The organism is Chryseobacterium herbae (assembly GCF_025154075.1).
Lineage (GTDB): Bacteria > Bacteroidota > Bacteroidia > Flavobacteriales > Weeksellaceae > Chryseobacterium > Chryseobacterium herbae.
Map to the genome: position 1 here is coordinate 508,125 of NZ_JAOAMU010000002.1, position 14,410 is coordinate 522,534.

6 protein-coding genes are annotated in these 14,410 nt (G+C 41.2%); 4 read left to right on the top strand and 2 right to left on the bottom strand.

Annotation, left to right across the window (positions count from 1 at the left end; all coding sequences use genetic code 11):
- Positions 1-108 precede the first annotated feature (108 nt).
- Complete coding sequence (glsA, locus tag N0B48_RS08420) at positions 109-1,122, top strand: glutaminase A (protein WP_259838226.1); 1,014 nt, start codon at positions 109-111, stop codon at positions 1,120-1,122.
- Positions 1,123-1,153: 31 nt separating this feature from the next.
- Here glsA and N0B48_RS08425 read toward each other — a convergent pair whose 3' ends face one another.
- Positions 1,154-1,852, bottom strand: coding sequence for a LytR/AlgR family response regulator transcription factor (locus N0B48_RS08425; RefSeq protein ID WP_259838228.1), 699 nt, complete (start codon positions 1,850-1,852; stop codon positions 1,154-1,156).
- Positions 1,852-3,504: a histidine kinase gene (locus N0B48_RS08430; protein ID WP_259838230.1), complete on the bottom strand. Its 1,653-nt coding sequence runs from the start codon at positions 3,502-3,504 to the stop codon at positions 1,852-1,854. The genes N0B48_RS08425 and N0B48_RS08430 overlap by 1 nt, the downstream gene beginning before the upstream one ends.
- A 121-nt stretch (positions 3,505-3,625) precedes the next feature.
- On the opposite strand from N0B48_RS08430, the gene N0B48_RS08435 reads away from it, so the two are divergent.
- The 3 genes from N0B48_RS08435 (at position 3,626) to N0B48_RS08445 (ending at position 14,404) form a co-directional block, all read left to right on the top strand.
- On the top strand, positions 3,626-6,001 hold the full coding sequence (locus N0B48_RS08435; RefSeq protein ID WP_259838232.1) for a TonB-dependent receptor: 2,376 nt from the start codon (positions 3,626-3,628) through the stop codon (positions 5,999-6,001).
- A gap of 179 nt (positions 6,002-6,180) precedes the next feature.
- Entirely contained in the window at positions 6,181-6,789 is a 609-nt protein-coding gene (locus N0B48_RS08440) for a hypothetical protein (RefSeq protein WP_259838234.1), read from the top strand.
- Between the two features lie 613 nt (positions 6,790-7,402).
- Positions 7,403-14,404: a type I polyketide synthase gene (locus N0B48_RS08445; RefSeq protein ID WP_259838236.1), complete on the top strand. Its 7,002-nt coding sequence runs from the start codon at positions 7,403-7,405 to the stop codon at positions 14,402-14,404.
- Positions 14,405-14,410: the final 6 nt, after the last annotated feature.

Consider the following 14,410-nt stretch of genomic DNA (forward strand, 5'->3'; position numbering starts at 1 on the left):
AATCATCTTTAAACCCTGTATATTTTCAGGAGATTTGTCAGTAAAGGATGAAATACTTTATCTTTGTTTTTCGGGGTTGATGATAAGATGTTAGCCGAAAATGCCTTTATGAACAACAATAGTGTCTTAGTTTCTGCAAAAGGGATCTGTATTGCAGCTTTCCTTTCCTTTAATACAGTGGTGTATGCTCAGAAAACAGCAGATATTTCAACGATTTCAGAGAAAACATTAAGCAGTATTCTGGAGAAAAACAGAACCTATTATACACAGGGTAAAGTAGCGGATTATATTCCTGAGCTGGGAAAGATGGATGCCAAAGCAATTGCTTTTTCAGTGGTGAAAAAAAACGGGAAAGTGTTTAATGTAGGGGATGTACAGAAGAAATTCACCATACAGAGTATTTCCAAAATTATCGCCCTGATGATTGCTGTCAGTGAAAAAGGCGAAGCCAATGTCTTTGATAAAATGGGCTATTTCGGAACCGATCAACCGTTTAATCATTTTTCCAACCTTGAAACCACAGGCAAGCCATTGAATCCGATGATGAATGCCGGAGCGATTCTTACCACTTCCTTAATTTCCGGCGATGGTGAAAAATCATTTCTCAAAATTTTAGAGTTGCTAAGGTATATCACCAAAAATCAAACTTTGGATTATAATTCATCTGTTTATGAATCCGAAAAATCCACCGGACACCGAAACCGCGGCATGTTTTACCTGATGAAAAACAACGGACTGATTTCAGGAAACGAAGATCAGCTGGATAATTATTTCAAACAGTGTTCTGTAGAAGTGACTGCCGAAGATTTAGCTAAAATAGGCTATTTCTTTGCCAATGAATGTGTTCGTTTTGACGGAGATGCTAAGTATAAAAATGCAGAAATGTCGAGACTAATTCAGTCCCAGATGCTTATTGCCGGTATGTACGAATTCAGTGGAGAATATGCAAGAACGGTAGGTCTTCCTAGCAAATCCGGCGTTGGAGGTGGCATTACCGTAAGCGTTCCCGGAAAAATGGGGATTGGAGTTTTCAGTCCTGCATTGGATCAGCATGGAAATTCTGCAGCCGGTTATCATATGATTTTAGACCTGGTGAAGCAGTACGACCTAAGTCTGTTTTAAAGAATGGTCTTGGCGCATTTAAATTCTGACATTAAACCATTTTATTTTTCAAATCTTTATACTTGGAACGACCTACCGGAAGCACTTCACCTGTTTTAAGCAAGGCTCCATATCGCGTCCCGGGATTGATGATGATCTTTTCGATCTGTTGAAAATTCACAAGATAAGATTTATGAATACGTTCAAACCTGTCAGGAAGAAGTTGCTGTAAATGTTCAAGTGACTTATCGTGGAGCTCATTCTGCCCGTTGCTGAGATGCAGTTCAGTGTAAATTCCGGCTCCTTTGATGTAGATCACCTCAGAAATATTGATGAGGCGAACCTGTCCTGCTCTTTTTACCGCGAGGTATTTAATGCCTTCATCCGGTTTTAAGGTAGGGCTGACGAATCTTGTCAAAGCCTTAAAAAGCCTTTCCTGATCAAATGGTTTGGGAACAAAATCCAGCACTCCATACGCAAAAGCGGTGATCGCTTTATCGATATTGGCGGAAACAATGATCGTATGAAAAGAAGCAGCCACCATCTGTTCCAACAACTCGAAACCATTGTCGCCGTTGAGATTAAGATCGAGTAGAAGTAGGTCAGGAATTTGTGCTGAAACCTGGTCAAGTCCCTTTTGCAGGGAATCACAGATAATAATTTCATTGGGCTTGTCCGCAAAAAATTCGGAGGTCATACGCTGCAAACGTCGGGCAATTCTGGCCTCGTCCTCTATAATTACTATATTCATTACTTTAAAATTTGAATGATAGACCTCCAGCCATTTTCCGTGGAGCCTGAGTTGAATGTCCAGTTTTGGCCATAACTTTCAGTCAGTCTTGCTTTGATATACTTAAAACCGTTTCCGCCTGTGCGGTCTGTCATGATTTGTCTGTTCTTCGCGACAGTTTCAAAAGTATACTGATGCGCCTCTTTTGATACAGAATAATGGAGTATAAATTGAATCATATTTCCGGACAATGGCTCACTGTGCGTAATACCATTCTCCAGCAAAGTATGAATAACCGCCGGCGGGATCAGTTGTGTTTCATCGATTCCCTTTTCCTCCCAGATATAATTCATTTCTTTCCGGAAACCCATCACCGATATATGTTGACGGCAAAGCTCCAGTTCTTTGGTGACAGGGATCAGAGTCTGTTCAGAGATCTCATTCATAATGTCAAATTCTGTGGCCAGTGCCTGTATAAAACGGGCGCCATCCTTGGGAGATTCTTCCACCCAATCCATCATTGAAGTCAGAGTATTCCTTAAAAAGTGAGGCTGAATATTCTTTTTAAGCAGTTCCAGTTGCAGCCTTGACGAAAGCAAAACCGCATTCTGGTGTTCCGCCTCAATAACACTGGTACGGATAGAATGAAGATAAAGCATCGACAGCACAATAATGGTAAAACTAATGAACAAACCGAAATCATAAACCACAAGCTTATTAACTAATGCACTTGCCAATAGAGCAGCTAAAGCAATAAAACCTCCTTTTTCCTTTTGAAGAATACCATTCAGAACTACAATGAAGGCAGCGATCAGCATAGCCAGACTATAAAGTCGGGCAGTCAGGTCATAGTGACCGTAATTGAACCAATAAAGTCCCAGTAGTGTAAGCAATAGAGCGAGCATCAGCCATTTTCCATGTCTGAAGTTAAACTGAATCATAAAATACCACGGAACGAGCAATGCATTGGCAAATGTCAGCCATCCGATGATCTCAAGACGTATGAAAAATTCAGAATAAGGAATCACCACATGAAATTTCAGATATTCCATGATCAGTAAAGTAAAAAAGAGAAGGCAAATGGTGGCAAAAATAAGGATGTCTTTCTGTCTCCGTTTGCTGTGCAGGTAAAGGAAAAAATAATAGACTGCCGCGATCAGAAAAGCTCCGGCCATCAGGTTCATATAAGCCATTGTAATCAGTGGCCTTGTGATTAATGTTGTGTAATTATTGATGCTGAATCCAATGCTTCGCTGTACATCCGCATGCAGCGACTGAGAACTGCGCATAGCAATGGTGTGAAGACCCGGCGAAATCAGATGATCCGGAATCCTGTAATAGCTGCACTCGCTTCCCGGGATTTCCGGATTTCCGTTTTTAGGAAGCTGGCCGTTTTTGCCAATGAGTATACCATCCCAGTATACTTCAAAAGCCCCGAAAGAATCAATCTGAAGTCCGAGAGGTATCAATTCGTTCTCTACCGGACGGAAATCGAGCTGTGTGCGTGACCAGAATATCTTGTCTGATGTGTTGCCTCTAGTTTCCGACCAGTCTTTATCATTATAGTTTTTAGAAGCCCACGCCATATTGTCTCCGGTTTTATAGACCGGTATCGGGTCTTCATTGCGGATAACAGGCGTGGCCAACAGGCTGAGCAGCGTTAATAAAAACATTAAATTATGCATTATGTAAATATACAAGCTAATTTGAAAAACCGGATGTCGTTTGAAAGCCATTAGAGTTGTTCAGATGTTTCTTCTGTGAATGGTTGTTTCCGCGATTTAAATTTACATCATGAAACAAGCAACCATCATATTTTTTACCCTTTTTTGTGTTCAGTATTCATGGGCACAGAAAGCACAGATCACCGGAATTATTCAGGAAAAACAGGCCATACCCATTTCTTATGTAACGGTAACATTAAAGGAAATTGGAGACAAGGCTATTGCCGCCGGTATTTCGGATAGCAAAGGAATATTCAGACTGGAAAGCATTCCGGCCGGAAAGTATACCATCAGTTACAGTCTTACGGGTTTTCAAACCATCATCAGACCTGTAGAAATCAAGTCTGATGAGGTGATGAATGTGGGAACAGTCATTTTAGAATCTGATACAAAACTTTTGCAGGAAGTCTCTGTAACAGGTCAGCGTTCATCAATAAGTTTAAAACTGGACAAAAAGGTTTTTGAAGTAGGTAAGGATGTCCTCTCGCAGTCAGGAGCCGTAACGGATCTTCTCAACGTTGTTCCCTCGGTTAGTGTAAGTCCCGGTGGAGAAATCAGTCTGCGCGGAAATAGTAATGTATTGGTATTAATTGATGGTCGCCGTACCGGACTGACTCAGGGTAATGCTTTGGAACAAGTACCCGCAGATCAGGTGGAGCGGGTGGAAGTAATCACGAATCCTTCTTCCAGGTTTGATGCGGCTGGTTCTGCAGGGATTATCAATATCATACTCAAAAAGAACAAAAAAGGAGGATTCAGTGGTCAGCTGCGTCTGGTTGGCGGTATTCCCAATGAAACCCGGATCAGTCCCAGCCTGAATTATAAATCGGACAGACTCAATCTGTTTGCTACTTATGGTATTCGGTTGTCGGATTACGTAGGTTTGTATACGATGAAACAGTCCACCGGACTTTCAGGAGAGAGGGTTGATCTGAACCGGAGACAGGACGAGGATAGACACGATGATGCCAAATTACTCTATTTTGGGGCAGACTTTAAGATGAATGATCACAATACCATTACCGCAGCTTTCATGCGAAACTCAACTCATGATCATGATAAGACCCGACTGAATTATTTATATTCAAATAAAAACGGCGCTATAGACAGCAGCCTCACCAGAAAGGGCGAATCATGGGAAAAACGAAGCTATAACCAGCTCGAATTGAATTATACCAAAAACTTTGCGAAGGCAGGCAAAAAACTGACGGTAGACATGCAGTATGATTTCTGGGACAGCGACAAAGACTGGAACTTATCAACCAGCAAAGTATTTCCAGCTGCCGTTGACTTACCGATGATCAGGACAAGTTCAATGGGGGCGAGTAAAGATTTTATGATTAAAACGGATATGATACAGCCACTCGACAGTACTTCCACCCTGGAATTCGGTTTGAAATTAGAAGACCGAAGAGTGAACAGCGACTTTATCGCAGAGCAACAGAATTCTACAGGCTGGGAAATTATTGAACAGATTGATAATCATTTGTTGTATAAAGAATTGATTGGAAGCGCTTACGTACAGTTTTCCGGAAAAACCGGAGCTTTAAGTTACCAGGCCGGTTTGCGTGGCGAACTTACCCATATCGGGATCGAAGACCGTGCGGGCAGTTATAGCAATGAAAAAGATTATAACCGACTGTTTCCGACATTCAACGTAAGCTACCGTTTCAATGAACGGACAACTTTACAGGGAAGCTACAGCAAGCGGATCAACAGGCCAAGACTGGGTATGATTTACCCTTTTAATGAACTGACTGATCTGACCAGCCGTTATGTTGGAAATCCGGATCTTAATCCATCATACGCCAATGTATTTGAACTGGCTTTCCTTAAAAACTGGAAGACGCTTACGTTTAACCCATCTTTCTATTATCAGCGAAATACCGGAGTGATGGAGGATTATACGTTCCGGAATGCAGAGGGTTTGTTTATCACAATGCCGGTTAATATCAATAGAGAAACCCGTCACGGCTTTGAGTTGTCAGTGCTTTATAATCCTGTCAAATGGCTGCAGGTTAATACAGAGCTTAACCTCTTTCATTATGCCGAACAGGGAAGTTATAAAGATCAGAGCTTCGACTATTCCGGGAATACCTTAACTGCCCGTGTAAGTGCCCAGCTGAAACTGAAAAACAAACTTGCTTTTCAGACGCTTTATAATTTCAGAGGAGCCAATGCTACTGCCCAAACCCATGCAGATGCTCTTCACAGCATTGATTTTGGACTGAGCAAAACTTTTTTAAAAGATAAAGCAACCCTTATGTTCGATGTCAGTAACCTTTTTGGATTGCGAAAGTCAAACAGCAGAACCGTAGGAGCAGATTACGAAATTAGTCAGACCAATATTCCTAATGCCGCCCGCTATCGTTTGACGTTGGTTTATAGGTTTAATCAAAAAGACAATCAGACGGTACGACAAGCCAAAAGCGGGAACAGAGATTGATCCAAACAATTGATAATGATTTAAATACAATATAAACCTCTGCCTGATCAGCAAAATCTGCGAGCGTAAAATATTTCTCGCCAATTTTGCGGATCCGGCAGATTCTTTTATCATGCCGATATATTTTTTTGTCATAAATTTGGTTTTCCGTGTGATGTAACGAGAAAAAATACTGGCAGATGGCAGATGAAATACAGATTTTAAAAAACTTTGCAGAAGGTAAAATTTCCGATAAAGATTTTGAACAGCAGCTTTATACCAATAAGGATTTGGAAAAACAGCTTTCAGATCCGGCAATAGATTGGCAGGGAACTTATTTACAAAACACCACTGCTTACTTTTTTCTGATTGAGCAGGATTATAAAAATGCTGAAGGAAAGCTCAATGCTCACGGAACGGTACAACTGTTTTTAAGCAAAATCGGAGTAGAGATAACAGCTTTCCCACAAAAGTCTGATGAGTATGAATTCATTTTAAGGAACAGCCCCAAATATATAGACGCTGATGCCGGATTTATCGAACAGCATATTCTGCCAAAAGACAAAACACTTTCAACATCCGAACAGAAACAATACATAAAACAACGCTACACTGAACTTTTTAAATACCAGACCAAACCACCCCAATGGATACAGAATCCGGACTGGCCCATTAAAAACAATCAGCCTTTGTTCTTTTTAGGACAGATTGAAATAAAGAAAGGGGATTTTTTCCATGATGAGGGAAGTATGTACTTCTTTATTGATGCCGAAACTGAAATTATTGAAATTGTAAAGCAATTTTACTGATTATTGTCAAAAACCATTAAAAAGGAATACGATGGTGTTTTTTAATTAAAACTTGACTAAAAATATAGGATGATTGATCCAGTCGAATAATAAAGAGGGTTCTATAATCTTCTTATTCTCATAACGTTGCTTCGCGGTAACGTTATTTTTTTTGCGAAAATCTCATGAAATTTTGTCATTATTTTTTCAAAATTCTGAATTTTATGATTTTTTTTACCGGATCAGCAAACGTAGTTTTCCCAGAATTCATACGACTTTGTAGACGTGTTATATTTTTGTAATATTGGAAAAATAATTCTCTTATTTTTGATATATTATAGTTTTTATTTCTATATTTGTCTTACATTAATCAATTATAAACAATTATAATTGAATCTGATAGACTGTACCGTCTTATTTTCTTAGAATAAAAATATAAATTGCATTTTTTAGTAGTATTTAAATTCATAATAATTTATTGTTAAAAAATTATTATCAATTTTCATTTATGGTTAGAAATGTAATATAAATTTATTATTTTTATTCCCTCATAACTAGCAAACGCTCATTATGCCGAAAGGTCCAGCGTTTTGTTATGGAGTTTTCTAGTTATCATCTCAATACCATAAATGCAATGAAAAACCTAACCATTATTGGATTAACGCCTTTTGAAAAGCCGGATGTCAGTCTTATGCCTAAATTGCACCAGGCGGGTGCATTTCCCATCTTAAGCTTAGGACACAATGCGGAAGCCGCTCAGGAAGCGCTGAATCAACTTGATCAGACAGATGTACCTTCTTATGGTATCTATCTACCGAACGACAAATTTATATCCCTGCAGATCCCGAAAAAAGTAAGTTTCGCGATCCTTCCGTCCGGAGTTTCAATGAATATTGTACCGGACCTGCCTGTTATCTATCAGGTAACCAGTTTAGATGAAGCCAGACTGGCTGAACAGTCGGGTGCAGAAGGGATTATTATAAAAGGAAATGAGGCAGGAGGCCTGGTAGGCTATGAATCAACTTTTGTACTGTTTCAGCGTGTCATCAAAGAAATTCAAACCTTACCTGTATGGGTGCAGGGTGGAATAGGAATGCACACAGCTGCTGCCGTAAAATCATTAGGAGCAACCGGAATTGTACTCGATAGCCAGCTGGCATTATTCCCGGAAAGTTCCGTTCCCAAGGAAATCAAAGACCTGTCCTCAAAACTAAATGGTACCGAAACTAAAATTATAGCCAATCATCGCGTATTGGTGAGACCCAACTCACCTGCGTTACCGGAAAATGTCACTGCCGAAGAGCTGAGACAATATTTCACTGATCTTGATCCAAGTAAGAGTTATATTCCTATGGGTCAGGATATTTCATTGGCGATAGATCTGTATGAAGATTTCAAAACCCTGAAAAAAATGGTTTTTGGATTCAAAGAAGCCATGTACGGCCATTTGAAGCAGGCAAAAGCACTTGAAGTAATCAGTGAAAATAATATAATGGCCCAGAAGCTGGGATTACGTTATCCTATCGCACAGGGACCAATGACCCGTGTCAGTGATGTTCCGTTGTTCGCCAATGCGGTAGCCGATGCAGGAGCTTTGCCATTTGTTGCTTTATCATTATTGAAAGGTGAGCAGGCGAAAGCTTTGGTGATGGAAACTAAAAAACTCGCTGGTGAAAAAACATGGGGTGTAGGTATTCTTGGATTTGCTCCTCAGGAATTAAGAGAAGAGCAGACCGCTTATATATTGGAAGCCAAACCTCCCGTAGTTCTTATCGCAGGAGGAAGACCGGCGCAAGCTAAGGTATTTGAAAAGGCGGGTATCACAACCTTTCTTCATGTTCCTTCTCCTGCATTACTGGATATTTTCCTGAAAGAAGGCGCTACCAATTTCATCTTTGAAGGCCGTGAGTGCGGCGGTCACGTAGGTCCGCTTTCGAGTATGGTTCTTTGGGAAAAACAGATTGAACGTATTTTAAAAGAAGAACATCCTGAAAACATCAGCGTATTTTTTGCAGGGGGAATTCACAATGCATTTTCAACAGCATTCGTTTCTATCATGGCGGCTCCGTTAGCAGCCAGAGGCGTAAAAGTTGGAGTATTGATCGGAACAGCCTATTTGTATACCGAAGAAGCGGTACGTACGGGAGCTATTCAGGAAGAATTTCAGGTGCAGGCGATGCAGGCAAAAGATACCGTCTTACTGGAAACAGCACCGGGACACGAGACACGCTGCTTAAATACAGCTTTTGCTAAACATTTCAGTACCGAAAAAATCAAACTTCTGGCAGCCGGAATGGATAAAAAAGAAGTGTGGGAACAACTTGAAAAACTAAATGTAGGCCGACTTAGGATTGCTGCAAAAGGAATCGATCGTCAGGGCGACAAATTGGTTAATGTTCCTAAAAACGAGCAGCTGGATCTTGGGATGTACATGATCGGTCAGATAGCAACGATGCAAAATCGCGTGATTTCCCTTGCATCTCTTCATCAGAATGTAAGTATTGATAATTATAAATATATTGAAGAGGCGGCTTTACCGGAACAGCCGGTATCCACAGAAAAACCTCTGGATGTAGCGATTGTCGGGATGGAATGTATTTTCCCGGGCGCTAAAAACCTTGAAGAATACTGGCGAAACATCATCTTAGGAAGAGACAGTGTCACAGAGGTTCCTGATGAGCGCTGGAATAAAGAACTTTATTACCATCCGGATTCAGACGGGCCGGATGTATCTCACTCGAAATGGGGTGGATTTATTCCAAAAATTGATTTTGATCCTCTAGCATTCGGAATTCCTCCGCAATCTCTTGCTGCTATTGAACCCACACAGCTGTTGACCTTATTGGTTGCCAAGCGTGCCATGGAAGATGCAGGCTATGGAGAAAAGCATATCAACAGAGAAAATATTTCTGTTATTATAGGCGCTGAAGGCGGTAATGATCTGGCCAACAGCTATAGTTTCAGAGGATACTATAAACAGGTTTTCGGAGAACTTCATGAAGAAGTGAAACAGGCGTTTCCACATACAACGGAAGACTCATTCCCGGGTATTTTGGCTAATGTGATCGCAGGTAGGATTACGAACCGTCTGGATCTTGGGGGAAGAAATTTCACCGTAGATGCGGCGTGTGCTTCTTCTTTAGCGGCTATTGATTTGGCCTGTCAGGAACTGATATTAGGGAAATCTGATATGGTTCTTGCCGGCGGAGCGGATTTACACAACGGAATCAATGATTATCTAATGTTTTCCAGCACACATGCCCTTTCCAGAAAAGGAAGATGTGCGACATTTGACGGAGAAGCCGACGGTATTGCCCTTGGAGAAGGTGTTGCAATACTTGTCTTAAAAAGATATGAAGATGCCGTTCGTGATGGTGACCGTATTTATTCTGTGATCAAAGGAGTGGGAGGATCAAGTGACGGAAAAGCGTTAGGTCTTACAGCACCAAGAAAAATAGGACAGGTACGTGCTTTAGAACGTGCTTATTCCCAAGCAGGGATTAGTCCTGCATCAGTTGGTTTAGTGGAAGCTCACGGAACCGGAACTGTAGTAGGAGATAAAACCGAATTGAGCGCACTGACAAATTTATTCAGCCGTTCAGGAGCTATACCGGGACAGACTCACTTAGGTTCCGTAAAAACGCAGATCGGGCATACCAAATGTGCAGCCGGATTAGCCGGACTGATCAAAGCTTCACTGGCGGTATACCATGGGGTAAAACCACCAACACTTCATTTACAGCAGCCTAATGCTTATTATAATGCCCAAACCAGTCCTTTTGCTTTTTATGCAGAAAGTGGATTGTGGGGCGAGAAAAACCGTTATGCAGGAATCAGTGCTTTCGGATTCGGAGGAACCAATTTCCATACGGTTATTGCCAATCATCCTAAGGAAGACGATTCTGCTGTATTGCAATCGTGGCCGTCAGAATTATTTGTATTCCGTGGGGAAACGTATGAAGATGCAAAAATTCAATTGTCACAGATTAAATCTTTATTAGAGGTTAACGGAGATATTCCATTAAAAGATATGGCTTACAGCTTAGCGGTAGGCTCAGAAAAACCAATTCAGTTAACCATCGTTGCTGATACAGCTGAACATTTGATGATGAACATAGAACTGGCATTGTCCGGCATTGAAAGTAAAGATACTTTTACGGTGAATAAACGAGACGGTAAAGTAGCTTTCCTTTTCCCTGGACAGGGCAGTCAGAGGATCAATATGGCCCGCGATCTGTTCGTAGCTTTTCCAGCCATGCGTAACCTGATTGAAGGATATCCTGAATTGGAGAAAGTAGTTTTCCCTTCAGCAACATTTAATGAAACTGCTTTAAAACAACAGAAAGAAACCATTAAAGATACCCGCCTGGCACAACCTATCTTAGGAATTGTTGACCTGGCTTTAGCTAAATTCCTGAAATCACTGGACATTGTTCCGGATATGGTGGCAGGTCACAGTTATGGTGAATTACCTGCTCTGTGTTTTGCTGGAGTTTTTGAAGAAGAAAAACTGGTTGATCTAAGTATTCAAAGGGCTCACGCCATTCTGGATTCAGTAGAAGGCGGTGATCCGGGGACCATGATTGCGGTAAGTGCAACAAGAGAACAGTTACAACCGTTATTAGACAAGACAGAAGGATGCTATCCTGTTAATTATAACGCTCCAACTCAATGTGTGGTCGCGGGAAGTACACCGGCCATCAACAAATTAATGGAGATCCTTAAACAGGAACGCATTTCTGCAAAGAAATTAGAAGTAGCCTGTGCATTCCACAGCCCATTATTGGCCAAATCAAAAGGCTTATATGATGAGGTTTTAAAAGATGTTCCTTTCCATGAAATGCAGATTCCGGTTTGGTCAAATACGACGGCTGAAATCTATCCGACAGCTCCTTCAGAAATCAAAGAAAGACTGACAGATCATTTGGTACAGCCTGTGAGATTTGTAGAAGAACTTCAGGCGATGTATGCAGACGGAGCCAGAATATTCATCGAAGTGGGACCTGGAAAAGTTCTTTCCGGACTGACTAAATCCTGCTTAGAGAAAGATCAACTGACGCTGTATGTAGAAGACAGCAACCGAAATAAACTGAGCCATCTTCTTTCCATGCTGGCGCAATACTTGGGAACTGGCAGAAGCTTCAGCATCGAAAAACTTTTCGACGGCCGTAATGCCAGACTGCTTCAGATAGACCAGCCTGAACTGTATAAGAAAAATCCAGCCATCTGGCGTGTGAACGGACAGACGGCACATCCAACCACAGGTAATCTGCCGGCTAATGGTGCATTGCCTATATTAAATCCTATTCCAATGAACAATTTTACCAATAACCAACCAGCTCCTGTAGCCGAATCTCAGCTTGGTGCTGAACGTATGCTTCAGGAATATTTAAATACCATGAAACAGCTGATTCAGGCACAGCGTGATGTGATGCTTTCCTTCCTGGGACAGAATCCACAAGTCAGCCCTGCACCTGTTTATGCTGCGCCGGTACACTCACCAGTGAACGATCGTCTGGTGACGATTCCTGCACAGTCAGTTAATGTAGAAAAACCTGCTGCTGTTGCGGTAAAACAGGCTCCGGTAAAAGATATTAAAACCCTGTTGCTACAGGTGGTCAGCGATAAAACAGGATATCCTCACGAAATGCTCGGCATGGAAATGGACCTGGAGGCTGATTTGAGTATTGACTCTATCAAAAGAGTAGAAATCATTGGAACACTTCGCAGTGAACTGGGAGCGCTTACATCAGATCATGCCAATGAAGATACGGTCATGGAAAAATTAGCATCCATCAAAACGCTAAGCGGTCTGGTTTCCTGGTTGACAGAATTGACAGGAACTTCAACAGCAACTCCTGAAAAAAACGGAACTGCAGTAACACCGACAGCAGAGGTAGAAAGTAAATCTGCATTCTCTCTTGAAGAGCTTCAAAATGTCATTTTGGATATCGTCAGTGAAAAAACGGGTTATCCGAAAGAAATGCTTGGATTGGATCTTGACCTTGAAGCAGACCTGAGCATTGACTCTATTAAGCGTATGGAAATTATCGGAGACCTTAAAACCAAAATCGGTTTCGGTCAGGATATGGACCAGGAGGATGACCTGATGGAAAAACTGGCGGCCATTAAAACATTAAAAGGACTGGCTTCATGGATCAGCGAAATGAGCGGAAACACCGATGCTGATGTTGAACCTGTTCAGAATTTATTGTCACGTCTTCGTTTTGACCTCACTCCAACCGATGTTTCTACAGAACAGAATACAGAAATCATAAAGGGAAAACGTTTTGCGATCACTCAGGACAACAGTCCGCAAACGATGGCGATCAAAAATACCCTTGAAAAATATGGAGCTATCGCAGAATTGGTAGATACGGAAAGAGATCTTAAAGATTTTGACGGACTGATCATTCTGGATCTGTTCTCCTCAACCGTAAAACACAGCATCATTGATCACGTAGATCAGATCAAGAAACTGGATCTTGATAAAGCCAAATGGGTATATCTGATTTCAGACATTCCGGCTCATATTCAGGAACTGACTGATACCCGTCTTTTACGTCATTACAAAGGTTATCCGGGACTTTTCAAAAGTTTAGCAAGAGAATTTGAACAGACTTCATGCAGATTAATCAGTCTGAGCACACCACAGGAAGTTGATCAGATTACAGAGATTGCTTTAAAAGAAATATTAACCACAGATAAACCTTCCGAAGTCGTTTACAAACACGACCAAAGGCATAAAATAGACATCATCCCTTCTCCATTGTCAACAAGCCTTGAAGAAGCGCATATCCAGTTGGATCAGGAATCAGTAGTCTTAGTACTCGGAGGAGGACAGGGAATCACTTCTGAATTGGTGAAGCATATGTCAGGAGCGTATCCATGTACTTATATTCTTGTAGGAAGATCAGCAGATCCTAGAGATGTTATAGCGGACCTTAAAGAAGTGGAAGCCATGAAAACCAAGGAAGAAATAAGAAGTTACCTTATTAAAACCGGAAAATTCACTTCTCCTGCTGAAATAGAAAAAGAGACCGTAAGAATTTTCAAAAACAATCAAATCCTTCGTACGATCCGAGATATGGAACAACTGGGAAGTACAGTAGTCTATCAATCTTTAGATCTTTGTGATGAAGAAGGATTATCAGATTTGATCAAAAATATTTACGATAAATACGCCCGCTTAGACGGAGTCATTCACGGAGCAGGTCTTTTGGAAGACAAACTGTTCAGACAGAAAACCTCCAGTTCATTTGAACGCGTATTCGATACCAAAGTAAAACCGCTTCGTGTATTGGCAGAACAACTTCGAGCCGACTGTCAGTTTGTAGTGCTCTTCTCAAGTATCGCTTCGGTATATGGAAATAAAGGACAGACAGATTATGCTGCGGCCAACTCTGTACTGGATGATTATGCGAAAGCTTTAAACAAAAAATTAAAAGGAAAAGTAATTTCCATCAACTGGGGCCCATGGAAAGGAGCCGGAATGGTTTCATCGACTCTGGAAACAGAATATGAACGACGCGGTATTTCTTTAATTCCATTAGACCAGGGGAAAGAAATTTTCCTTAATGAGATCAAATACGGAACCGAAAGTCAGGTATTGATCATGTCAGGAAACAACTGGTAAACCTCT

Bases quoted from the DNA above. Each gene is read 5' to 3' on its own strand.
- glsA (WP_259838226.1), top strand. From the start codon at position 109: ATGAACAACAATAGTGTCTTAGTTTCTGCAAAAGGGATCTGTATTGCA.
- N0B48_RS08425 (WP_259838228.1), bottom strand. From the start codon at position 1,852: ATGAATATAGTAATTATAGAGGACGAGGCCAGAATTGCCCGACGTTTG.
- N0B48_RS08430 (WP_259838230.1), bottom strand. From the start codon at position 3,504: ATGTTTTTATTAACGCTGCTCAGCCTGTTGGCCACGCCTGTTATCCGC.
- N0B48_RS08435 (WP_259838232.1), top strand. From the start codon at position 3,626: ATGAAACAAGCAACCATCATATTTTTTACCCTTTTTTGTGTTCAGTAT.
- N0B48_RS08440 (WP_259838234.1), top strand. From the start codon at position 6,181: ATGGCAGATGAAATACAGATTTTAAAAAACTTTGCAGAAGGTAAAATT.
- N0B48_RS08445 (WP_259838236.1), top strand. From the start codon at position 7,403: ATGAAAAACCTAACCATTATTGGATTAACGCCTTTTGAAAAGCCGGAT.